Raw genomic sequence first — 24,227 nt, 5'->3', positions numbered from 1 at the left:
TTGTGGTGTTTGCACGCTTGGCCCTCGTGGGCCTGCCTTAGTTCCACGAGTGGTTTTTGGTTTTCTGATGCAGAAGGCCCCGCACCAGCCGTCTCAAAATCCGAACTGATCTGTGCCGCCCATAGGTGTCTACCAGAGCTTCGACATCGCCCAGATCCAGCCGAAAGAACTCAGGCCTCAATCCAAACTCAGCAGCGAATTCACTCACCAGGCTTTGAATGATCGCAGGCAGTTGCTCCGGTGTTGGAGGCGGGATTTCATAGATTGTGCAACGGCTGAGAAGAGGGGCGGGTACGCCAGTCAGATCGTTTGCTGTCAGAATCCAACTCACATGCGAGGCATCCAAGTCAGCCGCCAGATATTTCTCTCGATATCTCCTGGCTTCAGAGGGCTCGAGCAACGCAAGAAGTTCGCCGGTGATATCTCCGTTGCGGCTCGCGTGCGTCTTGTCGATTTCGTCGAGGATGATCATTGGGTTAAGGACGCGTGCCGTTGCCACGGCCTCCGTCACGATCCCTGCATGCGCGCTACTCCAACCTACCGAAAGACCAAACAAATGGTTCTCCGATTTGCCGCCGACGTTTGCGCTTTGCACATAAAGGCCGAGAGCTTTACAGGCTGTCTTTGCAAAAGCTGTTTTGCCAATGCCGGGCTCGCCAACCAGTAGGGTGGGTTGGATATGAAGGATGTCAGATCCGATGCTCCATCGGCACTCGATATGGTGGACCATCCCCTCGATGACGAAGTTGCAATGAGGGAACCTTTGTGAAACTGCACGAAGCTCGTTCAGCTCATCAAGTGAGCCCAGTCGGGCGAACTGATTGCTCCAGGTTGTGAGTTGCTTGATATGTTCCGGCATCTCGTTTCGGAGGGTGCGTGGCAGGTACTCAAAGTCCACCTTGTCCAGAAGATATCGGGCAGCAGTGGCTTTCTCACTCTCTGCGCGAGAGGCTTCCATATTCATGTCGGCAGCATGACGTTCGGAGATGAGGCACATGACCTCTTTCCAGCGCTTCAGACTCGTCATCTGTTCCACCATGTCCTGGGCGAAGACGGTGAGAGCAGGATCGATTTCCCTCAAACGGTTAATTTCAGTCTGCCGCCAGTTGTCAGGATCATCGCTAAATCTTGCGGTTTCTTCAGATCGTTTATTGATCACCTTGAGGAGGTCTTCAGAACTGGCCCTTTCCAAAATCCTTTGCTTCACGATTTCCCAGGAGGCAAAGGAGTTGGCTGCGCTCAAAACAGGGCGGAGGATGTCTGCCTCGTCATGGCAAAAGCCAGCCAGCGCAAAAATCTCATCTTCTTCCCAGGTTGTTCCACTCATCGGGTTACCACCCTTTCGCCACGCAGGCGGGACATCGGTGACCCGATGCGCCCCAGGCAATTTGTCCGATATAGCCGCAGCTACGACATTGAAGCGCATCTCGCTTGGCACGAGTATTCAAACGCACCGTGGGAAAGGTCTCCATCCGCTCAGTGGCCGCCTCGTGCGCGTGCCAACAGCACAGGTTGACATGCCAGGCAGCGATGACCTGAGCTGTGGATGCGTTACCGCACCGCTCACAGGACATCTCTGCTTCCTGCATAGCTTGCTGCAACCGCAGTTGAATGAAAGTGTCTTCCTGCGCCCCATCCATATAGATTCGAAGCGAGCCGAATTTCTGCTTGATCAGGCCGACCGAGGGATAGCTTTCTTCACGCCGGTCGCAGTGCTTCTTGATCGCTTCAAAGCACTCGGCGACAATACGAACCCAGCCCAGGTTGATTTTTCCGAGGTGCTTCTCAACGGAGCCGCGGATGTCGTCGTAGTCGAAGATGTCACTCATTCGCCGGATCCCCGGTTCTAGGGGGCTGGGATTCTTGAACTGAAGCGATTTCCTCCAGCACAGCAACAAGACGATGCAGGCCTTTTTCTGTCTCTGCCGCCACCGTCGATTTGAGAGCAGAGAAGTGTTCGTCCGGTAAGTCGAACAGGCATTCAGAGACGTTTTTATGACTGATACTGTCAGGATCGAATTCGTGAAAAGGGAATACCAATCGCAGAATGGCGTCTGGAGGAAGACGGCGTCGGTCTTCTTTCCCATAGTCTGAGTACATGCGACCTGTAGCGCCATGGAACAGAAGCGTTTCTTTCAGCTCACCAGTCTCGATGCGCGTTTTGACTTCCGATAGAAGCTCGTCGTTGGCGTAGAGCTTCAGGCGTCTTTTCAGGTCTTCATTTGTATTGGGGTCCTGTGACATGGAATGCCTCCAAAGGATGGTAGGAGGCGCCGGAATCGAACCGGCTCGTGCACTCTGATCTGGAGCTATTACAGGGGTATAAGCCCCGCCCGCATGCCAATGCTGCCTCCCACGAGTTTCGCGTGGGGTATCGACTTAAGCCGGTATTCGTTGGCAGTGGATGCGTGTGTTGGTCATGGGGCGAAGCTGCATCTGCTCGGGGCATCGTGTCAACATGAAGCGTGCAAAACGTCGTGATTCACCGCGTAGTTCCGGGAACTTTCTATCATGGGCTGTGAGAAACGCTGCCTCCCGACCGTATCAGGCGCGTATATTTTCCCACTCAAGGGGAGATTCGCGAGGTGATTCTGGTTTCTCAAAAAGCGCCCGGAAGTCCGGAGTCTTAGTCGGCGCGAACTGGTTTGCAGGTTCCGTGTTTTCTCTGAGACAGCGGGAGACCAGCTCTTAAGTCACTCCACATGAGGCGATGAGTTTCGTGAGCGGCGTGGAACCCGCCCAGATCTCACCAGCCTTTTTTCACGCAACTGGGGCACCTCCGCCTGTCATCTGAACGGTCGATATGTCCAACATAGCCACAGACCGAACAGACGAGGTGCTCGGGGGCGTCTGTTCGGCGGAAATAGCGGCGTTTGTGCTTATCGAACCGCTTGGCCGCTTCTTCATGCGCGCACCAACAGCATAAGGTCATGATCCAGCTATCTAAATCATGCGGGCGTGCCGCGTTCCCGCATCGCTCGCAACTCTGGTTCGCCCTATCGATAGTAGCTGCGACCCAGCCGCGGATGCGTTCATCCTCGGATGCCTTGCTAAAGTAAATCCGGAGTTCGCCAAACTTCTCCTTGATCTGGAGTACCTTTGGATACTCGACCTCAATCTCGTCACTGCGTGCTTTGATGTGCTCAAAAAGCTCAGTCACGATCCCTGACCAACCGAGTGGAGTTTCGCCCAATTCGCGTTCTACGCTTGATCTAATGTTGTCGTAGTCGACCACATTGATGGTGGCTTCAGCTTCAGACATTACGCGCCCTCCTGGAATTCCGCCGGTGGGGGTCAGGTCCGATGGGGTTCCGTCAGTACTTCGGTGGACAAAATGGTCTTTGCTTGTCGCATCAACTGCAAGTTGTAGTATCTATTACTACAGGAAAGTCGCGTTTCTTTGTGCCGGATTTGCAACTGCTTCGCGTCACCCATGACCACAGGAACTAACGGCCCGGCGGTGAGGTTTTTTCCTAGAGCGCGTGCTTATCCTGCCTTTGCTTTTCCAACCGTTCTATCTCGGCTTTCAACAACGTGATCCTCTGCGATGTCTGATGTTCCGCGATCAGATCGAGGAACATCTTGGTTTTACCGCCATGTTTCATGCCATAACGCTCATAGACTAACGCATTAAACGCATCCAGTTTCGCCTTAGGGATCCTAAACTGGATGTGCTCAAACTGTTCGGTCTCTGTTTTTGTCATCGAATCCACCATTGTTGTCTGATGATAGCAGACCGAAGCTAGTGGTGTTGGCAAAGCTTCAGCCAGGACATTGGCACTCAGAAAAACTCCAGGACGCGCCGTCCATTGCGAGCCTCGCTAACTCTCACCACACAGAACGAACCCGCCATTCAATTGGGGACCTTGAATGGCGGGATCCGGTCTTTCGGTGACGGTTCTGAGTGGACTTCAACCGTGTTGTGAAGTGTCACACCAACGCGGCTGCATGAACTGCGGGATCGCCTTTGTCCTGCCACTCAGTTTCTCGACTGACCCTTCCGTCAACTCCAGCGCCATCGCCGTATTGCCGGGGAAGGTTTTCGGATGGCCGCTTCCAGCCCAAAGCATGCGTAATTGGGCTGACCCATATCTGAGGTCGAGCTCCCGATAGGATCACAGGAGATCTGTGAACAAGGGAGAATGACGATGGAGTACTTTGCAGGCTTGGATGTATCGCTGCGGTCTTGCGCAGTTTGTGTTGTGGATGGCAAAGGTGCTGTTCTGTTTGAGCGAGACCTTCCTTGTGAGATCGAAGAGATTGGAGGGTATCTGACCGCGCTTCCCTTCCCGATTGAGCGCATTGGCTTTGAATCTGGGACTTTGAGCCAGCATCTTTTCTACGGCCTGACCGCGGCAGGGTTCGATGTTGTCTGCATGGAGGCGCGTCAGGTGAGTGCCGCGCTGTCCGCGATGCGCAACAAGACAGATCGCAACGATGCACGTGGTATTGCCCAGATTTTGCGGACGGGTTGGTTCAGCCCCGTTCACATGAAGAGCCGAGAGGCTCATGGTGTTCGAGCTCTTTTGAGAACGCGGAAGGCGTTACTTAGCAAGACCATTGATTTGGCCAACGAAGTACGCGGTCTACTGAAGATATTCGGCATACGGCTGCCAAAGACGGTGAAGCATGGCAGCTTTGACGGCGTTGTCCGGCCGATGATCGAGATGGACGAGGTTCTGGCCCATGCCATGCTGCCGCTGCTCGATGCACGGTTGGTTCTATATCAGCACTTTCTGGAACTGGATCGCCGGGTCAAGCGCGCAGCAAGCCAGGACGAGGTTTGCATGCGCATGATGACAGTCCCTGGTGTTGGACCAATCGCAGCCCTGACGTTCAAGGCCGCTGTCGATGACCCTGCGCGCTTCAAACGATCCCGAACAGTGGCCGCCCACTTTGGGCTGACACCCCGACGGTTCCAATCCGGTGAGCATGACAACCCCGGACGTATATCCAAAGCCGGGGATCGAGATGTCCGTGCAACCCTCTATGCTGCTGCCAATGCCTTGCTCATGCGAACCATGGCCGGATCGCAGATCAAGTCATGGGGTATGCGCCTGATGCGCACTAAAGGGCGTCGACGCGCCGTTGTGGCTGTTGCTCGCAAATTGGCTGTCATGCTTCACCGAATGTGGGCGGATGGAACCGAGTTCCGTTCGGAAAAGATGGAGGGCATGGCATGATCTAAACGCCCTACATCAATCTGAACGGGGTCGTCCTCACCGGACGAGGTTCGTGGATGAAGCCGAAAATGTCTGCTGCGCCAACAAAAGCGCGTCTCAAAGCGAGGCTCTCCACAACCAATCCGACACATGCGTGCAGCGATGCCCCGCGCGGCGTCAATCAGACTGCGAAGAGAAGCGTGACCCGGATGAGCGAAAATGATCCCAAACAACGAAGAAATACGAGCTTGACCCAAACGCCCAATTAGAGAAGCGGACATCGAAATTGCTCAAACTAACGGTCTCTCACCAGTGAACAGCCTGGTCCAATATAGATCACCGAATTCCACATCTCTTCTGTAACTTTGTAGTTGCCGGTTCCTCTTTCTTGGTCGTCTGTTGGGCTGAGTCCTGCTGAGGCGGATCTGGCTCACCCAAATGCCTTCTTCCATACAGTACTTCTGCCCGGCGCAGCGACATTCCTGCTCCTCTTTGACCAGTACGTCGTTCCGGATTCACGTGTATTCTAGGCCGTTGAGACAATAACCTCTGCTTCGATTTCAATTGGGAAGTTGATTGGTAGACCTGCCACCCCGACCGCCGTACGTGAATGGCGGCCAATCTCTTCTCCAAAGACGTCAATGATCAAATCCGTGAAACCGTTGAGAACCGCAGGCGTATCGCTAAAGCCAGATTTGCAATTGATCATCCCATGGACTCGGCACCACCCCGTTATTCGGTTTAGACTGCCAAGTTCGCGCTTTAGACTGCCGAGAATAGAAAGCCCGACTTTGCGTGCTGAGGCGTAGCCCTCTTCAACAGACACGTTTTCCCCGACTGCTCCAAATGGCCCGGCCGGAGTACCGTCTATTTCTTGTGGTCCATGACCAGATACGAACGCTCGGTCGCCCCGAACATTAATCCACGGAAATGGCAACACCATACCAACAGGCAATTTCAGCGGCGCAGGTAAAATGATGTTGTGGTGTATCAATCGCTGTTCGGCGTCGATCATGGTACTCTCCCTCGCAGACATGCAAGGACCTTACCATAAACCATGCCCAAAGTTGGCCTCGACCACCAAACTTTGCAATGTCCGCTTCGTCCGCCAAGCGGCCGTTCAAAATCAGTGAAAAGATGTCTGCTTTTGTGGGTCAGTGATCTCGACCACAAAGGTCATGGTCTGCAAGCGAAGCCAGGACGTAACAGTCTTCTGCCACACCCCGTCCGTCACATCCCTGTGCGATGCGCTTCAATTCATATTCGAGAGCTTTGAGGCGTTTGATCTTTGCGCGTACTTCGGACAACTGACCTTCTGCGATTTCGGTGGCCGCTTCGCACGACCGATCCGGATGGTTCTGTAACTCAATCAAAGAAGAAATTGCTTCGATGGAGAAGCCGAGATCACGCGCGTGCCGTATAAAGCTCAGGCGCTCCAAACCCTCATTTGTGTAGCGCCGCTGGTTGCCTGCCGTCCGTTCCGGTGCGGCCAGTAGACCCATTTCTTCGTAATAGCGGATGGTGGGCACTTTGACCTTCGTCCGCTTCGAAAGCTCGCCAATCGAGAACATGTGAAAACCCTCTTGAACCTCTAGTCACTAGAGACACTACATTGGATCTGACGCGATTCTGAAGAGGTTTTGAGATGGCAGGGTGCTGCGGCAACGAGGTGAAATTCGACGGAATGTCGAACGAATACAAACGTCGGCTTTGGATCGTCATCGCGTTGAATGCGACGATGTTCGTGGTCGAGATGACCGCGGGACACTACGCGAAGTCTCAGGCACTTCAGGCCGACGCGCTCGACTTCCTTGGTGACGCACTGACCTACGGCATTTCCCTCGCTGTGATCGGCGCGTCTATCCGCGCTCGAACGAATGCCGCCTTGGCAAAGGGGATCAGCCTCTTTTTTATGGGTGCGTGGGTGTTTGGGTCTACCGTCTACCGTGTTTTTTACGTGGGCGTTCCAGAGGCCGAAATTATGGGCATCATCGGCGCGTTGGCTCTCGCAACAAACCTTGCGAGCGTATTCTTGCTTGTTAGCTACAAGGATGGAGACGCCAACGTGCGATCAGTCTGGCTATGCTCGCGGAACGACGCCATCGGTAACGTAGCTGTGATGATTGCCGCGTTAGGCGTCTGGGGCACGGCAACAGGTTGGCCTGACCTAATAGTTGCTGCGATCATGGCAAGCCTCTTCTTGTCATCTTCGTACCAGATCATTCGTCAGGCTCTTGAGGAACGGCACGAGGAAGCAGCGCATGAGCATAGAACAGCTCGGACAAGCTAACATTCGCTGCGGAGGGCAAACTACACAGGTATGGGCTCCACGCGGTCATTCGCAATATCGCGATGCATGTCCGCTTTCCGGACATTCGCCGCGACTGAGCGAACGACGACACCGAGCCTAAACCGGACCTGGTTAAATTGCGTCCCAGATTTGATGAAACCAGTGGAAGACCATCATGGTCAGCTATTGAGAGCAACTTTTCTTTGGTGCAGTAGGCGTCACCAATCTACCAAAGCCTCATGTAAATCGTACCGATAGCTCGGTGTCCATCACGCCACCAAAACCAGCTGACCATTCTTCACCCGGAGACACTGGCCATGCGTCTGTCAAAGTACCGGTTGTAACCAGCTCGCCTCCCTGAAGCTGGTCGGCTTCGGAGAGCAGAGACACAAGATGAGCCAAGACTTCAATTGGGCCGCCGAGCGCGTTTTCACCCTTGCCGGACTCGATAGCCTCGGTGCCCTTGAACAATGCTAGTGGCACTTCGGCCAAGCCGGTTAAGACATCATGCGTCGCCTCGATTTTGTCGCCAAGAACAAGGCAGCCGTGCAATCCTTGTGCTGCGATTGAGTCTTCGACCGAGAATTTCCAGTTGGGATAAATCGATTGAACAATTTCAAATCCCGGGGCAACCCAATCCACGCAACCTGCCAACTGCTCATTGTTCATTTCAGCCGTCGGCGCATCGCCGAGGCCAAGTACGATTTCTGGCTCGATTCTCGGTTCTGAATACCTTGCCAAGTTTACCGGCTGATCAGTCGAAAACAGCCCATCTGAGTGAACCTCTCCCCAAATGGGTTGATCTACACCATAAACAGGCCAAATCGCGCGGTTCGTGAAGCCGACTTTTCTACCAACTCTCTTTTTGCCCTGAAGCTTTCGGACGCGTCTTGCAATCGAATAAGCGTCATCCAGCGTCAGCTGTTCTGCCTCTGAAGACAGTTTAGATATCTGCTGGGCAGAGGTCAGGGCATCAGCGATTTTCTGAGCGTTTGCTTCAACATCTCTTGTCATATTCGCATTATACGGACCAAGGGCTGGATTACGATGCAATCCAGATTTTGAAGGTCTATAATCGAAAACTCAAAGGTTAGCACTGAAAGTGTCGATACCTTCTGCATCAAATGGGCAAGTCCAAGGCGTTCTGGCGACAAAAAACTCCACCCGTTGCTGCACCCTAAAAATTATGCACCCCAACTGGTACTAACAGTTCAATTGCAACTTAGAGCGACGAGATGGAATTGATCACTGCTTCTCTGCTCTGAACAGCGCCGGTTTGTAGATACTCCATAGCTTTGAGAGCAGCTTCATGGGCTTGGAAAGATGACCCGCCAACGCAATCTTCTACAACGCGGCAGAAGTAGTCTGATTGGTGGCCATCGACGAATGTGTAGTGCACACAAACATCTGTCAGCCCGCCGCACAACAAAAGTGTGTCCACCTTTAAACCGCGCAGCAGGATTTCGAAATCGGTTCCAAAAAACGCAGAATACCGTCGCTTCGAGACGATGTAGTCACCTTTGCGATATCCCATCTCATCTTTTGCAACTTCCGTACGTGGATCACCTTCGAGACAGTGTATGTCTTCGTCACCATCCAGTTCCCTGCCGAAGTCGATCTGATCGGGACGATGGACTTCCTGAACGAAGATGACGGGCACATTGTTGTCATGCGCAGCGTCAACCAAATCGCGCGCAGCGATCATGCGCTCTTTGTAGCCCGGCATGTTATCGATGGAGCGTACTTCGCTGTCATCAATAAACGTGCTCTTTTGAATGTCGATTACGATCAGGGCAGGTCTACCTTCGATCAGTTTCCTGGCTTGTTTGGTTTTAGTTGTCATGTTCGACCTCTAATTTGCCAGGTCGTCCTGAAAAAACGCCCTTGCTTGGCCGGGCCGTCCCAGCGGGCAGATCAATTTTGACTAAATGTGCAACTAAGTATGGTCAAGGCTGTGCTGCGTTGTTTTGGAATGAAAACTGTATACTCGCGCCCAGGGCAACATTGCCCGCAAATTGCCGTTAGGGTTTAAGTGTAGAGATGGTCTGTACCCAGCCCAGAATGGGCAGCTAAATACGGAATATAGCAATTCAGAAAAATTGTGACTTCCAACCAGCGGCTACTCAATTGCAGTGCGAAATGTTGAGGTAAGCCGTTTGTTCAAACCGTAATGAGGTTCGGCTGAAGAACCGTAGTGCAATTCCGCCAAGGCAGCGATGTCATTGAAAATCACTACGGAGCCGCCTTCTTCATTCGCGTAAACTAGTAGTTTTTGGCAAAAGGCATCCAAACCAATTGCCGGAAAGCCCGCCATAGCTACGCCACCGGGTGCTGGTCCGCCGAACAGTAAAAGTACCGCCTCCGGCAGGTCCACCCCCAGTTGGGACGCTTCGGTCGCAAAATCGATTTCCCCAAACCACACAGTATCGTCCTGCCCCATCACAGCTGTCCTGAGACGTTCTACTGCCTCTGGTACGCTGAGCAGAGTTTGCAGTTCGATGACCCCATAGTCGGCAAACAATCCGCTGGTTGGCGCTGGTGTTGCATCCAAGTCGTTTAGAACTTCGAGCATCTTGCTCTCAAATGCATTTAACGCTTGGGTGTCATTCAGACCATGCCGCACTTTGAGAAATTGAGAGTCTGTGTAAGCGATCTGTGGGTTACCATCCTGATCGAAGGAAAGTACGCGAAAAGGAAGGTCCAGACCTGCTCGCACGGTCTCTTCCAGAATTGGCGTGTTTATCTCAGGATCAGAAAAAATGAGTACACGAGACGCTGGCATTTCTACGCCTTCGGCTTTGGCCAGTCGCGCGTGATCTATCGATGCGATTGGAGTATCTCCCGCTTTGGCAACGACAGTCTCAACCGCTAAGAAGTTTTCGTCCACCGCAGTCTGGATGGTTGACGATTGTGCCAGAGCGGATGTCGACACAGATGAAGTCGCAACCATCGAGAGAACGAAGAAAAACCTCAGCATTTTACCACTTCCTGTTTCATCGTACTTTTTTCAGCGAAACCGCCGCCAGAGCTGCAAAAGCTATCTCGGCCGCAAGATAAAATAGAAGTATCCCGTTCGGAACTCCATCGATAAGAATGCTTAGTATGCGTCCAACGGCCAGTCCCGACATAAACAAAAATAGAACCCACAGCGCGGGGCGTTGTAATTCTGGTTTCGAAGCGGCCGCCAACCAGAACAATGCGTTTGCCAGGTAAAGACCCATAATCGCTCGGAACACGTGGGTTTGGTTCGTCCCTTCCACCGGAAATCCCAGCAAAACTGGGATCGAACTGCCGGGCATCAGACCGTATGACAACGCAATTGGCACGAGGCCAACGGCAGCAAGCAGAAGGACCAATCTAGCACTCATGGAGGACTCCTTCTCGTAGAGGTTTCGCTTTTTTGCGAAATTCCTAGTCGGTTTTTTGGGGCATCCGATGATCCGAGCCGGATGCCCAAACAGCACTCAGAAAGGCATATTTTATGCCTCATTAACCTTCTGAGCGATGACACCTTCGGTTGATGTCTATTCTTCAGCTTAACCTTGGTCGGAAACCAGCTTCCCACTCGGAAGAATTCCTCTAAGGTTTCAAGATGTGCCTTTACCAGACTGGCGCTACTGCTGCTTTCGTTTGACCGAAATAATGCAGCCAGAGTGTTTTGGATGTCGTGCCGGTACATCGCGTGCCATTGCGTCCACGTTTCCGAGGTGCCGCAACGCTCCGTTGTTCAGCAACACGCCTCGCCCAGCATCATACCGGCGCTGTCCAAATCCGCTGGCAACGCATTCCCAGTCTTCCTTGGCCGCCGCGTTGCGGAACCTCGGTAGGTCGTGCGGGTCATGTCGTCCAGGTGTTGCTGCGACGTGATCGTGTTTCTTCGCATTACTTTGGTGGGTTAAATGGTGGGTCACTTGTGTTGTGCCAGGTTGTTGGACAGTACCGGTTGTCGGCCTCGGCTTTGGGCGCATGATTGTCACGACGCCTTGTGGTTTCGGATGTCCTGGGACGGCCACGTGAGTTGCCGTCGGTTTTGGTGTCAACTGTGGAACCTGGCCAGGAACCGCCGTTGGAACCTGATTGGGGGTTGCGGTTGGGACAAGCGGTGGTGTCGCCGTAGTACCGCTGGGTTGCGGAACACGGCCGGGCACTGCGACCGGAATCTGGTTTGGTGTTGCAGTCGGGACGAGCGGTGGCACAGCAGTTTGTCCAGTGGGCTGAGGTGGGACCTGACCAGGAACTGCGACTGGTATTTGGTTTGGTGTTGCGGTGGGCACAAGTGGCGGCACCGCTGTTGGGCCGGTGGGTTGAGGCGGAACCTGGCCAGGGGTAGCGACCGGAACTTGATTGGGAGTTGCAGTCGGAACTTGCGGGGGCACCGCGGTGGGACCAGTAGCCAATGGCGGAACCTGATTTGGAACAGCTGTCGGAACCCGGTTTGGTGTCGCGTTTGGTGCCAGAGGCGGAGTTAGGGTCGGCGCTACTACCGGCGTGGGAACCTGACCAGGAACCGCTATCGGTGTCGCAATAGGAACCTGACCGGGAATTGCGTTCGGGACCGCGCCCGGCGCAAGGACTGGAACAGTAACGGACGTGGGCGTTTGCTGCGTTCCCTTAGGCGGCAATTGATTTGCCACCGGCTGAGTTGGACCAGTAACTTGATTACCTGCCCCTTGCCCGCCAGCCTGCCCGCACCCTTGGCTCGACTGGTGTGGGTTCCCTACGCCTCGGCACCACCCGTAGTGATTTCCGCGGGCAAAGACCTGAGTAGCGGCCAGTTCTGCAATTAGACAAGTTGCGGTAAGTACAGCAATTCGGTTCAGTTTCATAACATCCTCACCAACTTGTTGTCAGAGCAAGATACGCGCCAGGATCGCCAGAGTCGGTCAAAGGGCCGTCTCTCAAAGGGACACCGACATATCCGGACAGGAATAGATTTTGCTTAAACTCAATGTCCAAACCCAGACCTGTCGACGCCAGTGTAGCATTATCAACTTCGAAACTCGCAGGGTCATTGTTCGAGATGTAACCCACGTCGAAAAAGGCAAAGGGCGTTAAGCGATGTATGCTCTGGGAACTGGGGAAGTAGGAATGAGACACTTCGAAAATCGCGGAAATCCCGGAATCACCATCCACTTCGTCAAAACGATATCCGCGCAAAGCGTAGCGATCACCAAGGAAGTACTCTTCGACAGAGGGCAGCCGGTCTGTTGTGTACTGCCCCCAGATCTCGGTGCGCCAAGCTGTGTTGGGCGACAAGCCCGTTAGTGGGCTTTCGTATCCGATGCCGCCTCGTAGATGCCAGAACGAAGAGTCCCCGTCGTCAAAATTCGCATCTGTCGTTTCATTGTCATTATCGCCAAAAGATAAGGTTAGCCCCGCTTCCAGAGCTTGTCCCTTTGGATAGTTTTGCCCGTAAAGATAAGTAAGGCCAACGACACTCGCGTCACTGGATAATGGAACGCCGCCACTGACTGAGTCCGCTTTTGAAAGGCGATAATCCAGCAGAAAGTATCCATATCGGGCTACATCTCGGATTACGGGGTAACCCATCGCGACGGTGAAGTTCTCGCCGTCAATATCTGTTCTCGCAAAATTTCCTGAGAGGTCACGTTTTGCGTTTATGTTCCCGTAGAAGATCTCACCGTACAGACCATTACTGTTCAGCGGGGTGCGATAGGTAAGAGCGCCCCATAAAGAGTGTTCATCGTCTTTGTCCCAATTGTAATTGCCTGAACCCTCAAATCGCAGCAGATCCCCAACGGTCAGTGTCGAATAAAACTCTTGTACGACATAGAAACTGAGCGCTTCCCCAAGCTCACGCGGAGGGTTGTCTAGTGTCGCACTACCGGCTTGTTTGCGCAGAGGTTCTCCCAATACTCTCAGCCGAGCACCAGCCTGATCCGGGTAATCAAGTTCGGTCGACACGTCCAAATCGGGTATGTCCTCGGCTAGCATAACCGCCCGCTCAAATCGTTTGAGAGTTATTGGATATGCGGTGGTGAGGGGCTGAAAAATCTTCTCTAGTGTTTGGAACGTGCGAGTATCTACGCCTTCAATTTCGATGGTTTGAATGCGCCCTTCATCAACAATTATGCTCTGCCCATCGGGACCGGGCCAGGCCTCAGCCAAGAAGTAACCGTCTTCTCGGTAGATCTGAGTAATCGTTGATGCGACCTCCACCGCTGTGATGCGCCCAGACCGATTGAAGGCCAATTGACCGGCAAAAGTTAACAGCTCATCCGCATCATACACCGTTACGCCGCTGACCGAGTGCTGGGACGCGATGTCCCAGGTTTGGGCAATGCTGCTTCTTGGAACTGATGCAGTGGCCACAAGAGTGCAAATGATCGCAAAAACAACTGAGCTGAATATGCGCATTTTTGACAACCTTAAAGTGACTGAGCATGTTGAAGTCCAATGTTATTATGTGGTTCGCATGTGTGAACCTGACGCTACTCGAATGTATTGATGGGTGATGTTTTTAAGAAACACAGTGAACAGAACGCGGATTTACTTAATATGCCGCACATACGACGGCGCTCAATTACACAACCCGGCTTTTCAACAAGTTAGAGTAGAGAACTAGTAGAACAGTCCTCACAATTCCGGTTGCTCAAAAACATAAAGCCGCGATTTCTTGGCATCGTCTGTCAGGATATAGAGAAGCCCTCTGGTCTCATCGAGGGCGATCCCTTCGGGATGTTTAACTTCTTTTTGTTTTCCATCTTCTGTGAACGTCAAACTGATAGACTTTACGGACTTGGACTCTGGATTGTAGACGAAGATCTGACGGCTTTTGTCACTCACAATCCAAAGTGAACGCGAGGACCGAGACCATGCCAGGCCACTCAAATCCAGTTCATTATCATCTACACGTTCGGAGATAAAACCTGCATCGCGGGCTAAAGGAATAATCTCAACAATTTCGTCTAGTTCTGGCGATAACACCATTAACAACCTTGGTTGTCCCTCAATGCCAACAAAGACCAGCCCGGATTCCGGGTCAACGGCGATGCCTTCGGGTCCCTTGTTCAAAGGGTTGCCGACGAGAAATTCAGAGGCGTCCGAGTAGCCTTTGAGAGATGTGAGAGGGATTGTAGTTAGTTGAATGGGGTCTGTCGGGTGAACGACTAGAATTGATCGATCAGTTTCCTGAAGTACTAAAACAGACCCATCTTTTCGTGATGCGACGCCCTCCAGATCTGATCCCGCCAATGAAGGCAGCTTGAATGAGTTTCCTAATGCCCCGTCGATTCCAAGTAGGTGCAGTTTAGGTTCAGCGTCGCTTACTGACCATAAGAAGCCTTCCGCGTTGGACAGAGACAATCCGGAAGGCTCCGAGAAGCCTTCCGATTTATCCGCCACCTTGAATGAGTCGATGAGAGTCAAACCGGGACTCTCGGCGTGGGCGAGCTCGATCCATGCCAGAAATGCAACAGTAGCGCTTGCAAAAGAAGCTAGTGTTCCAAGCTTGGGGAAGCACCGTGAAAACCCAAGTTTCGACCGAAGCAGCTTGTGTTCTGACATTGGGTTTTCTCGCGCTTGGACCATATCCTTGTATCAGCGTTCGTATCACAGTCCGGACGCGATGTCCGAAGAATGCACGGTAATCTCTTTACCTGATCCCGCCTGTTGCGATTGAATTGAATAGGGCACGATGTGCCTTTGGTGAAGCGTAAGCCTTTGGCGTGAGCAGGAAGGAAGACAAGTTGAATACGACCCTCACATTTGTGACCGTGTTGTTGATGCTGCTGTTGCCAGGTGCTGCGGTGTCACAAGTCGACCCTGCGACGATGCTGGCCGGGGCTTCGGGGTCGGAAATCGTTATCGAACGCCGGTGGACGCAGTTTCGTGGCAAACAGGAACTGTATTTCTTCACGCTCGATGTGATCGTCACGATCATTCTGGCTGGCTTGATCGTCTATCATCCGGTGAGACGTAAAGCCCGTAGAAGCGTCCGCGACATAGTTATGCCAAGGCTTTTCTTCCTGTATGCGCTTATCGGTATGGCGGTTGGTTTTCTGGTGGTTCAGCACGGTTCAATGATCGGTTTCGTTATCTTTGGCATCGGCGCGTTGCTCAGGTTCCGCTCCAATCTCGATGATCCGGTGGACACTGTCGAAATGATAATCGTGACCGTTCTTGGTCTTGCGGTCGGTTTGGGCTTGCCGCTGATGGCCACACTGGTGGCGGTTGTATGTTGGTGTTTCATTTGGCTTGGTGGAAGAAACAAGGGTGTAGAGATTTCCCTCAAGGCCTCAGACGAAGAGCACTCGTTGAATGTCAGCGGCGCCATTGAAGCTATGGCCGCAGACGCTGGATGGAAGCTGGTCAGAAAACACCACGTCCCCGGAAAATCTCGCGTTTCATTGCTGTTCATCACCTCGGGTGGACTTTCAGAAGCTCGGATAGAAGAGATGATAAACGATCTGGTTCCTGAAAAAGTCGAACTGAAACTCAACCTTTAGTCATTTAACAAGGTCTAAGCGTTTCAACACCGCATTCGGGGATCTGATCTCTTTCGGGAGCGACTTGAAATTTACCGACCTTTCGAAATCAGGTCCTCGATATACTGCTATCCCAAATTCTCCGTTTGGCTGGAATGTAACATGAGTGAAGCTATGAGGTGATCTGGCGTTATCGCCAATAAGCCGCCGCGGGCCACCGCCCAAGCAAGCCTGGGAGACATAAGCCACGCCGTCTTTCCAACCTGGATAGAAGGCATGATGGTGGCCTGAAAGGTGCAGAACGACACCGCTTTCCAGGTAGATCTTTTCAAGTGTTGGGTCACCGATGATTTCGCGTTCGCGCTGAATCGCGAAGGGCCAGAGTGGGAGGTGACTGAAAGTGACAATCGGGTCTCCATTTGCGCCCAGTTCCTCAAGCCTGTCCTGCTGGTCGCCGGATAGAGGTCCCAAGGTCGTAGCGTCCAAAGACGCAAACGTTACGCCCTGCATCTCAAAAGCGTAGAAGAACGGGTAGTCATCCGAAACCAGAAAATCGACGTCTGGTTTTCTCGGTGTCCATTCCTCTGCGTATATTTTTCTTTCACGCTCGAACCCACGGTAGGCGGAGGCATCATGGTTTCCTGGCGTGACCGCAAATGGAATGCCGGCAGCCTCTAAAGGATCTGATACGGCCTCGTGAAACGCCTTCCACATCTCCCTGACCTGTTTGTCGGATAAGTTGGGGATGCGCTGTCCCGCAACCATATCTCCGGTCGAAATAACCAGATCTGGATCAATCTCGACTATCCGCTCAATCGCTTTGTCGACGCGGGCATCGTATCTTACCGAACCGTAGCTTCCGTTCAAATCCGATATGACGATGACATCCAATGCCGCCCCTTTGCTGGCGAGCAGATTGGTCCAAATGATCACCGCAACAAGGGCAGAACGCTTAAGGGTCATTACAATCCACAACCTCTACCTCGGTGTCGTTTCTCAAAAAGAATGCGACAGGATCCAAGTCGAACATCAAATCACCACTAGAACAATTGCTCTGGAGGATGGACGTTGCCAGCGCAGTGTTTTTGACAACTTGTGCAATCTGACTGCCTGACAACCCTAAGCTTTGCGATAGCCAGTCATAAACCGGGCCTTGCGTTTGCAGGTCACTATTCAATGTAACCAAGCGCCGGTACGTGCTTGGAGAAAAGTGGCGCATTTTCTCCAGCATTTGAGTAGATTTCGCGAAGTTGGCATACTCGACCCGCCCCCCAGCATCGTTGTCGTTTAGATTGCTTCGACGGATCAATAACGCGTCGGCGGGAACGTCTCCATCGTTTGGCTCATGGTGCTTGGCTTTCTTATGCTTCAGCTTTCCGTCTTCGACCCAATACCAATAGGGTGTGAAGTCTATGTTTCCTACGCGGTCCTGTTGGCTAAAGATGAAATCGAGGAGTACAATCTCGGAAAGTTCTTGCATCCAAAATGCCATCTGTTGGTCGCTGACATCGGGACCGAGATCCTTGTTGATCATCCGGTCTCTTCGACCTTCTCCGACGCCCACTACAATGGCCTCTGGCAAGGGTTTTGAAGAACGCAAAGCCAAGAAAGCAGGAGTTTCCTGAAAATCGCGGTTCTGACCTTTTCCCCAACCAGATTTACGGGTGCCGTTGATTTCCGAGCCGTATCGATGCCCAGGGCTATCAAGCAGCACACCGAATATTTGCGTTCGATCTGCGGTGAACAGATCGTCGGTTGGCTGGTATGAGTTCGGGTCAGCATCAGCAGCTGCGAAGACCCGCCAGCCTTCGTGGTTCATGCGCCCGCCATGAGAGCCACCAGAAATCGCAAGGCCAGGCTCGGCGACCTCGGAAAAATGCGCCTGGGCGTCCATGCTACGCCAAACGGCGACTGGAACTTTTACAGTCGCGTCGAAATATCTGGAGAAATGATAGTAAAGCAGTGAAGACGTGGAAAAGGTTCCACTGGTGCCTTTTTGGTTCATGGTGGACTTGAATTTAGCCACCCTGTCCTTAGCCAGATCTTTTGCCGCCTTCCCCTCTTTGCAAGCGTTTCTCTCGAATTCAGAACGGTTCCCCACGTAAGGTCCTTCCGAAATATCGTAGACTGCCATTCCTGGGCTGGTGCTCCAGGTTTTTGGGCAAATAGCAATTTCGGAGGCATAGAAATCGATCTCGCAATAGGCCGTTTCTTCCTCAAGATCGCTTTTCTTATACTCGCCCGATGGAACTTTTTCGATCCGAATACAGCGTTCAGTAACGCCGTTGGGACTATCAAATGTCGTGGCTTCACCGAGAACATCGTCGTTCGCCCACAAGACAGTGGGTGCAATTAAAGCAAGTGACCCCAGAAGATTGAACTTCATTTGGATAGTCCTCCCAATATCATTTGGGGCAAATCGCTGCCTGTTGCTCGTTGGAGATCTTCAATTTTGGGTCGACACTGAAGTTGGAAAATTTTGAGTCAATCCACTGGTCGCACCCGCCTGAACAAGGGGCTCCGTTTCGGGCATCATTCCAATATTCCTTGGCCCTTTCTTCTGTCCAACCGCAAAACTGAACGAGCGCCATCGCCGACAATGCACCTGAGGAATGAACGCCCCACATGCAGTGCACCAGAACAGGGCCCTTTCCAGGGTTTTTAATCACCTCGTGTATGGACGCCATGACAGCATCGGGTCGAGAGGATCTGGCGCTCTGATAGTCAAAGGATCCGTTTCCGCAGCTGGTGCGACCGTATTCAGTGTTTTTGCCGAAGTCGGCATAAAACCCGGTTGAAAACCCTTCGCCGCACAGAGTTTCGCGTTGACCTTCACTCAGGCCAGTTCGATCCTTGTCGCCGCCCTTGAAACCGGATCGATACAACACTCCGCTTAAGACTGGGCGAAAGAAAGCGACACCATCAATGCCTCCGTCACCACCCTTTGAAAGCATTTGACTGTTGCTTGGACCGCCATTTCGACTGGTCACGTCAGAATTCGCAGCGGTTGCGAGAACACCAATGAATATGAGGGACGCCAAAAACCGCATGCCAAATCCTTTCTATTCTTGAACCTTTAATGCTCAAACTCTTGCGACCTGATAGTCTCTCGGAAAGGCTAGTTCATGACAACCATATCAAGTGGGCAAATAGCTTTCCGCTGTGAAACTTTAGATGGGCCACACGAGATTGATGATAACGACGACTACGAAGTAGGCTAGAACAACTTTCCAGTTCCATTGGTGCTTGTTTTCTTCGTTGATCACGCCAGCCGATTTCAATACCAGGTTAGTGATGATTAAGGCGACAACGATGACCGCCGCGTGTGCCAGGTCGAATTGCAAGTTTGGGCTCCTTCTCTTGGATTTGGGATTGATGGAAATTTGTCAGCAGTCACCTGATGGCAGCATAGCTACATCTGAGTACCTTCCCTCAGACGTCGTGATCTGAGCACATGCACCTGTATCCTTGTTAAACCAGTACGAGGTCAGCCCTTCGCTTCGGATGAGTTCAAATCCGAGACTTTGGATGCCCATTTCAGCTTGGCCCGCTCTTGCCCCTTCAAATGGCGAAAGATCGCTAGAGCTGCCCACAGTTGGTGCACTTGAATCCACCGATCCGCCACTCTCTTCGCATGCTGCAAGTGCAGAAATACATACCGCGCCGATCACCATTAGGACATTGGTTCTCATGTGTTTTTCCTGGCTGTTTTGGGAACGTGTTCAAGGGCTTCTCGTCGATCACCTATTCAATTCCGAAAATTACGTTGTAGCCGACGGAAGAGTTGCTGCGATTGATAACCTCCACAACATGATCACCAGATTGCCAAAGCTGCCCTCGATACTCCTTGTCCGCCGACATTAATCCCAACAGTTCAGAACCATCGGGGTTACGAATAACGTAGTCTAAGGAGCCATTTCGCGGAGCAACGCGGACGTAAAGAAACTGTTCGTTTTTTGCCCCGAGAACATATTGCTGTGACGCTCCGGGCGCGAGTTCACCAACGAGTTCGGCGCCGGTGGAACCAGCATCGAATTTGACACGTTGGCTACCAGTAGACCCGGCGGCGCCTGCCATGGCTCCACCACCATCATCCATTGCTTCGACAACCGACATCTCGCCGATGCTACCATCCTTGTACGCGATGCAGCGCCAAAGTGTTCCGCCTGCGTCTCGTAGCATGACGAGCGTGCCCGCTTCTGAGAACTCTGAGCTTTCAATCGTACCGGATTGACCGTCTGGTCCACCAACCTGCCGCAAATGATCGATACACGCGTCGTCTGCTTCAGACATTGCAAAAGAAGCCGTGCCTGAGATTGCGATCATCGGTGCGAGGAATTTGAGTACAGCGAATTTCATCAGATGGTCCCTTGCTGGCTGATCCTTAGAGTTTTGTTCCGTACAAAGCGGAACCTCACTTCGCGTCTCGTAACTTTGACAGAAATTCATCGCATGCCTGCGCGCTGCCGACGATCTCGTCCGTCGTTTCAATTCCTTGCAGTGACGCCATTTCGGAATTTACGCGGTTGAGGATCTGATCCGCTTGCTCGGCGGTGATAAGGTTCTCAGCTTGTGCTCCTTTCAATGTGGTGCAGACACCGGCGGACAAGCCTGTCGCAACGCCGACACCCACCGCGGCCCCGCCACCCAAGGTCATCGCCCCAACCACGCCGAAGACGAGCCCGATCACAATTCCCAAGATTACTTTTCCCATGTTTTCCTCCCTTTTGGTGAGAAAGAGTTCAGCCACCACTACTGGCGCAATCTGCGTGCCTATCTGCAAATCAAAACCAGCGCTAACAGGTTGAGCGCCGGAGCAATCGCCGCGAACCACGGCTTGGCGGAATCCGAAAATAAGTCCGCCACAAGTATCCAAGGTAGTCCCAACGGCAGCAGGAACACTCCGGACAAAGGGTCTCGTTCCTGTCCCAACCAGCCAAATGTGCCCGTCAAGAATGCAACCAACGCCAACAGGTACATGACCGCGAATACGATGATGGTGGTTCTACAAACCAAGTCGAGCCTCAGCAGATCAAGCCAGTGCTGCGCAGCCGTATTCAGCTGCGCACCAAACTGGTCACAATGCGCCTTCGTCGCCCAGGAACTCGATACCAGCTGTTGCGCCATCACTGTAAGCAATGCAATTCCAAGGAGCACGATCCTCGCCTACGCCGACTGTGACCTGTGTTCCCGCCTCGCTAAACGCGGATGAGAGCACCACGACTTGCGAATTGTTCGTCGTGTCGGCTACATCTCGCAAACACGCCTGCTGAGCCGGCGTGAGTTCGGCGGACGCACTTGATGTACTCGTATCGTCGCAGGCCGCAAGCAGTGCGAAACATGTCGCGCCCGCAATCATCACCATCTTGTTGGTCATCTTCTTCTCCCTCTGGTTCCCTTGAAATTAGTGAAATTGGATGCGCTTGTTTGAAGCTCTCGCGTCTGTGCAGCCAATTGAACATACCTTGATCCTGTGACTACCTTTCCCAAAACTTGCCGCGGTGGGCTTGGTCGGCGGGACGATATTTCGTTGACTATCGGGGCCGACATTAACGTGTGAAGGCCGAATGAAGTCGCTAGCAAATGCTAGAGCAAACTCTGGAAAGAGAGCGAGTACGTTAAGTCTGAGCATCGCGTCCTCCCAGCGCTCAATCATTGTAAAGTGCCTTCCGACCGCTAGCACTCACTCCAGCAGTCGAAAGGGCTCGGCACAGCGAGCAGCAACGACAACAACGGAGGTAAAATAAAGTTGTGTCGAATTCGCATGTTTGAATCTAATTTTTAATAAATCAATATTTTTTCCGCGCGTAAATTTCTCTACGCTCTCGTACGATAGGCCTCTGCGTTCAAACAAAAAAGTAAGTGGGAGCTAAGAGTGTGTTCCCCTGAGCGGCGAAGCGGTTTGAGGCCGCACAAAAACAATGAAGGGATTGAAAGATGGGATTTGGTGAAGCCGTTAAGACGTGTTTCTCGAAATACTTCCAGTTCTCCGGTCGGGCTATACGCTCAGAATACTGGTGGTTCTTCTTGTTTGTGGTTGTCGTGAGTGCTGCCTTAGCTGTGCTGGATACGATTATATTCGGGACCAACCCCGAAACAGGCCAGGGATCTCGGGTCCTGTCCTCTGTTTTCCAGCTGGCTGTTCTCATACCTATGCTGGCCGCCGGTTGGCGAAGGCTGCATGATACAGGACGACCTGGCTGGTATTTGCTGCTGCCGATGGCGCTCAGCATTACAACGCTATTTGTTATGCTGGGTGGGGTAGCGTTCTTTTCGGTATTGGAGCAGGGGACCGAAAACCCCGATGCATTACGGGGACCCGCGGCAGTACTGGGCGTGACCGGTATTGTTGTTGTCTCAATTCTTCAATTGGTTCTGTCCATCCTGATGATCTGGTGGTTGACGCGACCTTCCCAAGAAGGCGCAAATGAATACGGCGCACCTGTTTCCTGACCTGGTTGTCCGGGCAACGGGCCGGAAACTCTGGCTGAATGACAGTTCGAACCACAACACCATGGAGAGAGAAAATGAGTTTCAAAACGATTTCCATTGGAACGCTGATGATGACAATGGCGACCACAGCGTCAGCGGAGTGGTCGTTCAGTTCCGGGCCCAACCCCAATGCTTTTATTCAGACCGGTAACATGACGCTGGAACTTCAGTGTAATCGTATCCGCTTTGCTCCGGTTGGGTATGAGGATAGCCAGGATATCGTGGAAAAGCAGGGGCTCTCCATTCGATTTTTGAAGAACGGCACCACCGAAGTTGGCGCATTTCAGGTTGGCGCAGAAAACGCTGCTGTGCAGATCGTCGACAATTATCCTGTCGAAGTCAGTTTCAATAGCCAGCAGGATTATGGTTTTGTACTGGACCAGCTTGCGGCCAATGCATCCGTTAATCTGTCTATGATTGATCAAGATGTCAGCTACGGAATCTTTGACTTGAAGGGTTCCAGCGCGGCAATTCGGTCCCTTCGTTCCGCCTGCGATTCAGGTGCTAACCAAGGGGCCTCCTACGAAGCACCCGAAGGCATTGTCTATTGTGGTGGCGGAGCGATAAAACGCCAAATCGAATATGTAATTCTGGACAATCCAGAGGGGGAGTGGGACGCGCGAGTAACAGTCAACGGTGAGTCAATCAGAGCCATGACGGCCTACAGTTACTTCGGAAACTCTGAGCCGCCGGCCGGATTTGTCGTTGCCCTGCTTGGGGAGGACAGGTCCGAGTTTCTGATTTTTAGCGAAGGCTCGGCAAACTGGCTGGAATATGGGGACTACAGGTATGATCAGTGCAATTGATACCTCCTTCCAACCAGCTTCCCAAATAGCGCGTCAGATGAAATGTTTGCTCGCCGGGGTTATGCTTGCTTCGGGCCTTGTCTGGACCTCACCAGCTGTCGCGGCTGATGTATCGCAACTTCCGCCCGGTTTGCAGGCGAAGGTTGGTCTGGCGGCACGAGCCTGTGCGGAGTTCAACGACGGTCAATTTGACTTAGATTGGGGTGCGGTTGAAAGGGTCGATCTCGACGGAGATCTACAACGCGACTGGGTTTTGAATGAGGCTGGTTTTGCGTGTTCGAGCGCCGCATCTCTTTACTGCGGAACTGGCGGATGCATGTCGCACTTTTGGGTAAGCGAAGAGGTGCACTCCTTGCTCAACCAAGGCTGGACAGTCGTTGATTTTGGGCGTCAACGCGTTGTTGTTGCGGATATTCATGGATCCAATTGCGACGGAATAAACCCAACGCCTTGCGTCACGGCCAGTGTTTGGGATGCGGACGCTAAAACGTGGCGCTCGTCTGCTGGCGATTGGGAGTAAACTGCATTTGAGAATTGCAGGTAAGCCATAGGAGCTGGTTTGTTCGATGGGTTCTCTGTGGCACGCAAACTTATGGGCAAATCGTGCAAAGTTATGCGCAAATACCGCGCAGAGTTATGGGCAAGCTTCCAAGATTTTCTTCAATGAAATCAATGTTGGGAATGCAGCGTTATGAGCGCACCTACATCATGTGTAGGGAGCCCCATAGCACTGCGGATACCCCATAAGTTTGCATAGTTTGCCCATAGTTTTGCGCTGCGCGATTGTCTGCCTTAGCGATGAATTCAATCAGTTTTTGGCTTAGTCGTTGCGGTTATGGTCCTTTGCGTTGCTCGATCACGCAAAGGGCCTTCCTAAGGAACCTTGGGTTCCATGCGGCCTTTTTGCTTGGATTCTCGCGAACGTCTGCGACGCGCAGAAAGCAGACTTTGCAAAGTTTCGCGGACGGCCCTTTTCAAGTTTTATGAAGTCTACTTTGATGCCGCACTGGGGCGATTCGAAGCTGCCGTT

General features: G+C 52.5%; 28 protein-coding genes and 1 tRNA gene. 6 read left to right on the top strand and 23 right to left on the bottom strand.

Annotated elements, in window-relative coordinates:
* Positions 1 to 37: 37 nt before the first annotated feature.
* From ACR3E6_RS04245 to ACR3E6_RS04220, 6 genes are all read right to left on the bottom strand, one after another.
* Positions 38 to 1,327, bottom strand: a complete 1,290-nt coding sequence (locus ACR3E6_RS04245; RefSeq protein WP_171105882.1) for an AAA family ATPase — start codon at positions 1,325 to 1,327, stop codon at positions 38 to 40.
* Between the two features lie 4 nt (positions 1,328 to 1,331).
* On the bottom strand, positions 1,332 to 1,829 hold the full coding sequence (locus tag ACR3E6_RS04240; RefSeq protein ID WP_171105880.1) for a hypothetical protein: 498 nt from the start codon (positions 1,827 to 1,829) through the stop codon (positions 1,332 to 1,334).
* Positions 1,822 to 2,244 carry a hypothetical protein gene (locus tag ACR3E6_RS04235; RefSeq protein WP_171105879.1) on the bottom strand — a complete coding sequence of 141 codons (423 nt, stop codon included), beginning with the start codon at positions 2,242 to 2,244 and terminating at the stop codon, positions 1,822 to 1,824. The genes ACR3E6_RS04240 and ACR3E6_RS04235 overlap by 8 nt, the downstream gene beginning before the upstream one ends.
* Positions 2,245 to 2,261: 17 nt before the next feature.
* Positions 2,262 to 2,355, bottom strand: a tRNA-Ile gene (locus tag ACR3E6_RS04230).
* Positions 2,356 to 2,746: 391 nt separating this feature from the next.
* Positions 2,747 to 3,262 carry a hypothetical protein gene (locus ACR3E6_RS04225; protein WP_171105878.1) on the bottom strand — a complete coding sequence of 172 codons (516 nt, stop codon included), beginning with the start codon at positions 3,260 to 3,262 and terminating at the stop codon, positions 2,747 to 2,749.
* A 211-nt stretch (positions 3,263 to 3,473) separates the two neighbouring features.
* On the bottom strand, positions 3,474 to 3,704 hold the full coding sequence (locus ACR3E6_RS04220) for a DUF1192 family protein (protein WP_171105877.1): 231 nt from the start codon (positions 3,702 to 3,704) through the stop codon (positions 3,474 to 3,476).
* A 444-nt stretch (positions 3,705 to 4,148) separates the two neighbouring features.
* On the opposite strand from ACR3E6_RS04220, the gene ACR3E6_RS04215 reads away from it, so the two are divergent.
* Complete coding sequence (locus ACR3E6_RS04215; protein WP_171105875.1) at positions 4,149 to 5,183, top strand: IS110 family RNA-guided transposase; 1,035 nt, start codon at positions 4,149 to 4,151, stop codon at positions 5,181 to 5,183.
* A 505-nt stretch (positions 5,184 to 5,688) separates the two neighbouring features.
* Here ACR3E6_RS04215 and ACR3E6_RS04210 read toward each other — a convergent pair.
* Together ACR3E6_RS04210 and ACR3E6_RS04205 are read right to left on the bottom strand one after the other, a co-directional pair.
* Positions 5,689 to 6,177 carry a RidA family protein gene (locus ACR3E6_RS04210; protein ID WP_170520075.1) on the bottom strand — a complete coding sequence of 163 codons (489 nt, stop codon included), beginning with the start codon at positions 6,175 to 6,177 and terminating at the stop codon, positions 5,689 to 5,691.
* 139 nt (positions 6,178 to 6,316) lie between these two features.
* Complete coding sequence (locus ACR3E6_RS04205) at positions 6,317 to 6,733, bottom strand: MerR family transcriptional regulator (protein ID WP_170520077.1); 417 nt, start codon at positions 6,731 to 6,733, stop codon at positions 6,317 to 6,319.
* Positions 6,734 to 6,807: 74 nt separating this feature from the next.
* On the opposite strand from ACR3E6_RS04205, the gene ACR3E6_RS04200 reads away from it, so the two are divergent.
* Positions 6,808 to 7,452 (top strand): cation efflux transmembrane domain-containing protein, encoded by a 645-nt coding sequence (locus ACR3E6_RS04200; protein ID WP_170734126.1) that lies wholly within the window; start codon positions 6,808 to 6,810, stop codon positions 7,450 to 7,452.
* A gap of 237 nt (positions 7,453 to 7,689) precedes the next feature.
* On the opposite strand, the gene ACR3E6_RS04195 is transcribed toward ACR3E6_RS04200, so the two are convergent.
* The 6 genes from ACR3E6_RS04195 to ACR3E6_RS04170 form a co-directional block, all read right to left on the bottom strand.
* The gene (locus ACR3E6_RS04195; RefSeq protein ID WP_480485994.1) at positions 7,690 to 8,466 is read right to left on the bottom strand and encodes a 2-keto-4-pentenoate hydratase; all 777 of its coding nucleotides are present in this window, start codon (positions 8,464 to 8,466) and stop codon (positions 7,690 to 7,692) included.
* A 208-nt stretch (positions 8,467 to 8,674) separates the two neighbouring features.
* Positions 8,675 to 9,295: a cysteine hydrolase family protein gene (locus tag ACR3E6_RS04190; protein WP_171106045.1), complete on the bottom strand. Its 621-nt coding sequence runs from the start codon at positions 9,293 to 9,295 to the stop codon at positions 8,675 to 8,677.
* A 276-nt stretch (positions 9,296 to 9,571) separates the two neighbouring features.
* On the bottom strand, positions 9,572 to 10,429 hold the full coding sequence (locus ACR3E6_RS04185) for a DUF302 domain-containing protein (protein ID WP_170520090.1): 858 nt from the start codon (positions 10,427 to 10,429) through the stop codon (positions 9,572 to 9,574).
* 16 nt (positions 10,430 to 10,445) lie between these two features.
* Complete coding sequence (locus ACR3E6_RS04180) at positions 10,446 to 10,820, bottom strand: DUF4345 domain-containing protein (RefSeq protein ID WP_109311468.1); 375 nt, start codon at positions 10,818 to 10,820, stop codon at positions 10,446 to 10,448.
* Between the two features lie 1,465 nt (positions 10,821 to 12,285).
* Entirely contained in the window at positions 12,286 to 13,830 is a 1,545-nt protein-coding gene (locus ACR3E6_RS04175; RefSeq protein ID WP_171644783.1) for a ShlB/FhaC/HecB family hemolysin secretion/activation protein, read from the bottom strand.
* A gap of 219 nt (positions 13,831 to 14,049) precedes the next feature.
* A complete protein-coding gene (locus ACR3E6_RS04170; protein ID WP_480485991.1) occupies positions 14,050 to 14,979 on the bottom strand; it encodes an SdiA-regulated domain-containing protein in 930 nt (309 codons plus the stop codon).
* A gap of 182 nt (positions 14,980 to 15,161) precedes the next feature.
* Here ACR3E6_RS04170 and ACR3E6_RS04165 point away from each other — a divergent pair, with 182 nt between their 5' ends.
* Complete coding sequence (locus tag ACR3E6_RS04165) at positions 15,162 to 15,920, top strand: DUF4956 domain-containing protein (RefSeq protein WP_010443773.1); 759 nt, start codon at positions 15,162 to 15,164, stop codon at positions 15,918 to 15,920.
* On the opposite strand, the gene ACR3E6_RS04160 is transcribed toward ACR3E6_RS04165, so the two are convergent.
* The 9 genes from ACR3E6_RS04160 to ACR3E6_RS04120 all read right to left on the bottom strand — a co-directional run bounded on the left by ACR3E6_RS04160 (position 15,921) and on the right by ACR3E6_RS04120 (position 21,276).
* The gene (locus ACR3E6_RS04160; protein ID WP_171096455.1) at positions 15,921 to 16,862 is read right to left on the bottom strand and encodes a metallophosphoesterase family protein; all 942 of its coding nucleotides are present in this window, start codon (positions 16,860 to 16,862) and stop codon (positions 15,921 to 15,923) included.
* Positions 16,852 to 18,285, bottom strand: a complete 1,434-nt coding sequence (locus ACR3E6_RS04155; protein WP_480485989.1) for a hypothetical protein — start codon at positions 18,283 to 18,285, stop codon at positions 16,852 to 16,854. The genes ACR3E6_RS04160 and ACR3E6_RS04155 overlap by 11 nt, the downstream gene beginning before the upstream one ends.
* A 19-nt stretch (positions 18,286 to 18,304) precedes the next feature.
* Positions 18,305 to 18,949 carry a protein-tyrosine phosphatase family protein gene (locus ACR3E6_RS04150; protein ID WP_170418739.1) on the bottom strand — a complete coding sequence of 215 codons (645 nt, stop codon included), beginning with the start codon at positions 18,947 to 18,949 and terminating at the stop codon, positions 18,305 to 18,307.
* A 120-nt stretch (positions 18,950 to 19,069) separates the two neighbouring features.
* Positions 19,070 to 19,243, bottom strand: coding sequence for a hypothetical protein (locus tag ACR3E6_RS04145; RefSeq protein ID WP_170470490.1), 174 nt, complete (start codon positions 19,241 to 19,243; stop codon positions 19,070 to 19,072).
* 42 nt (positions 19,244 to 19,285) lie between these two features.
* The gene (locus ACR3E6_RS04140; protein ID WP_170470487.1) at positions 19,286 to 19,591 is read right to left on the bottom strand and encodes a hypothetical protein; all 306 of its coding nucleotides are present in this window, start codon (positions 19,589 to 19,591) and stop codon (positions 19,286 to 19,288) included.
* A gap of 52 nt (positions 19,592 to 19,643) precedes the next feature.
* Positions 19,644 to 20,258: a hypothetical protein gene (locus ACR3E6_RS04135; protein ID WP_171136251.1), complete on the bottom strand. Its 615-nt coding sequence runs from the start codon at positions 20,256 to 20,258 to the stop codon at positions 19,644 to 19,646.
* Positions 20,259 to 20,313: 55 nt separating this feature from the next.
* Positions 20,314 to 20,613: a hypothetical protein gene (locus tag ACR3E6_RS04130; protein WP_171096448.1), complete on the bottom strand. Its 300-nt coding sequence runs from the start codon at positions 20,611 to 20,613 to the stop codon at positions 20,314 to 20,316.
* 59 nt (positions 20,614 to 20,672) lie between these two features.
* Positions 20,673 to 21,026 (bottom strand): hypothetical protein, encoded by a 354-nt coding sequence (locus tag ACR3E6_RS04125; protein WP_171096446.1) that lies wholly within the window; start codon positions 21,024 to 21,026, stop codon positions 20,673 to 20,675.
* Positions 20,977 to 21,276, bottom strand: coding sequence for an RFA2 family protein (locus tag ACR3E6_RS04120; protein ID WP_171096445.1), 300 nt, complete (start codon positions 21,274 to 21,276; stop codon positions 20,977 to 20,979). Before ACR3E6_RS04120 ends, ACR3E6_RS04125 begins: the two co-directional genes overlap by 50 nt.
* 560 nt (positions 21,277 to 21,836) lie before the next feature.
* Between ACR3E6_RS04120 and ACR3E6_RS04115 the strand changes: the two genes are divergently transcribed.
* The 3 genes from ACR3E6_RS04115 (at position 21,837) to ACR3E6_RS04105 (ending at position 23,717) form a co-directional block, all read left to right on the top strand.
* The gene (locus tag ACR3E6_RS04115; RefSeq protein ID WP_171106052.1) at positions 21,837 to 22,352 is read left to right on the top strand and encodes a DUF805 domain-containing protein; all 516 of its coding nucleotides are present in this window, start codon (positions 21,837 to 21,839) and stop codon (positions 22,350 to 22,352) included.
* Positions 22,353 to 22,426: 74 nt separating this feature from the next.
* Positions 22,427 to 23,197, top strand: coding sequence for a hypothetical protein (locus tag ACR3E6_RS04110; protein WP_171096441.1), 771 nt, complete (start codon positions 22,427 to 22,429; stop codon positions 23,195 to 23,197).
* Entirely contained in the window at positions 23,181 to 23,717 is a 537-nt protein-coding gene (locus ACR3E6_RS04105; RefSeq protein ID WP_171096439.1) for a hypothetical protein, read from the top strand. Before ACR3E6_RS04110 ends, ACR3E6_RS04105 begins: the two co-directional genes overlap by 17 nt.
* Positions 23,718 to 24,227: the final 510 nt, after the last annotated feature.

It is taken from the genome of Ruegeria sp. AL3, assembly GCF_056536065.1.
The sequence above is the reverse complement of the archived record's forward strand: the minus strand, read 5'-3'. Positions and strand labels throughout refer to the sequence as shown.

Coding starts and splice junctions, on each gene's coding strand:
- ACR3E6_RS04190 (WP_171106045.1), bottom strand. CDS start 9,295: ATGACAACTAAAACCAAACAAGCCAGGAAACTGATCGAAGGTAGACCT.
- ACR3E6_RS04185 (WP_170520090.1), bottom strand. CDS start 10,429: ATGCTGAGGTTTTTCTTCGTTCTCTCGATGGTTGCGACTTCATCTGTG.
- ACR3E6_RS04120 (WP_171096445.1), bottom strand. CDS start 21,276: ATGACCAACAAGATGGTGATGATTGCGGGCGCGACATGTTTCGCACTG.
- ACR3E6_RS04245 (WP_171105882.1), bottom strand. CDS start 1,327: ATGAGTGGAACAACCTGGGAAGAAGATGAGATTTTTGCGCTGGCTGGC.
- ACR3E6_RS04175 (WP_171644783.1), bottom strand. CDS start 13,830: ATGCGCATATTCAGCTCAGTTGTTTTTGCGATCATTTGCACTCTTGTG.
- ACR3E6_RS04200 (WP_170734126.1), top strand. CDS start 6,808: ATGGCAGGGTGCTGCGGCAACGAGGTGAAATTCGACGGAATGTCGAAC.
- ACR3E6_RS04110 (WP_171096441.1), top strand. CDS start 22,427: ATGAGTTTCAAAACGATTTCCATTGGAACGCTGATGATGACAATGGCG.
- ACR3E6_RS04170 (WP_480485991.1), bottom strand. CDS start 14,979: ATGTCAGAACACAAGCTGCTTCGGTCGAAACTTGGGTTTTCACGGTGC.
- ACR3E6_RS04135 (WP_171136251.1), bottom strand. CDS start 20,258: ATGAAATTCGCTGTACTCAAATTCCTCGCACCGATGATCGCAATCTCA.
- ACR3E6_RS04215 (WP_171105875.1), top strand. CDS start 4,149: ATGGAGTACTTTGCAGGCTTGGATGTATCGCTGCGGTCTTGCGCAGTT.
- ACR3E6_RS04180 (WP_109311468.1), bottom strand. CDS start 10,820: ATGAGTGCTAGATTGGTCCTTCTGCTTGCTGCCGTTGGCCTCGTGCCA.
- ACR3E6_RS04140 (WP_170470487.1), bottom strand. CDS start 19,591: ATGAGAACCAATGTCCTAATGGTGATCGGCGCGGTATGTATTTCTGCA.
- ACR3E6_RS04160 (WP_171096455.1), bottom strand. CDS start 16,862: ATGACCCTTAAGCGTTCTGCCCTTGTTGCGGTGATCATTTGGACCAAT.
- ACR3E6_RS04130 (WP_171096448.1), bottom strand. CDS start 20,613: ATGGGAAAAGTAATCTTGGGAATTGTGATCGGGCTCGTCTTCGGCGTG.
- ACR3E6_RS04155 (WP_480485989.1), bottom strand. CDS start 18,285: ATGAAGTTCAATCTTCTGGGGTCACTTGCTTTAATTGCACCCACTGTC.
- ACR3E6_RS04195 (WP_480485994.1), bottom strand. CDS start 8,466: ATGACAAGAGATGTTGAAGCAAACGCTCAGAAAATCGCTGATGCCCTG.
- ACR3E6_RS04235 (WP_171105879.1), bottom strand. CDS start 2,244: ATGTCACAGGACCCCAATACAAATGAAGACCTGAAAAGACGCCTGAAG.
- ACR3E6_RS04150 (WP_170418739.1), bottom strand. CDS start 18,949: ATGCGGTTTTTGGCGTCCCTCATATTCATTGGTGTTCTCGCAACCGCT.
- ACR3E6_RS04125 (WP_171096446.1), bottom strand. CDS start 21,026: ATGGCGCAACAGCTGGTATCGAGTTCCTGGGCGACGAAGGCGCATTGT.
- ACR3E6_RS04205 (WP_170520077.1), bottom strand. CDS start 6,733: ATGTTCTCGATTGGCGAGCTTTCGAAGCGGACGAAGGTCAAAGTGCCC.
- ACR3E6_RS04115 (WP_171106052.1), top strand. CDS start 21,837: ATGGGATTTGGTGAAGCCGTTAAGACGTGTTTCTCGAAATACTTCCAG.
- ACR3E6_RS04105 (WP_171096439.1), top strand. CDS start 23,181: ATGATCAGTGCAATTGATACCTCCTTCCAACCAGCTTCCCAAATAGCG.
- ACR3E6_RS04220 (WP_171105877.1), bottom strand. CDS start 3,704: ATGACAAAAACAGAGACCGAACAGTTTGAGCACATCCAGTTTAGGATC.
- ACR3E6_RS04210 (WP_170520075.1), bottom strand. CDS start 6,177: ATGATCGACGCCGAACAGCGATTGATACACCACAACATCATTTTACCT.
- ACR3E6_RS04240 (WP_171105880.1), bottom strand. CDS start 1,829: ATGAGTGACATCTTCGACTACGACGACATCCGCGGCTCCGTTGAGAAG.
- ACR3E6_RS04225 (WP_171105878.1), bottom strand. CDS start 3,262: ATGTCTGAAGCTGAAGCCACCATCAATGTGGTCGACTACGACAACATT.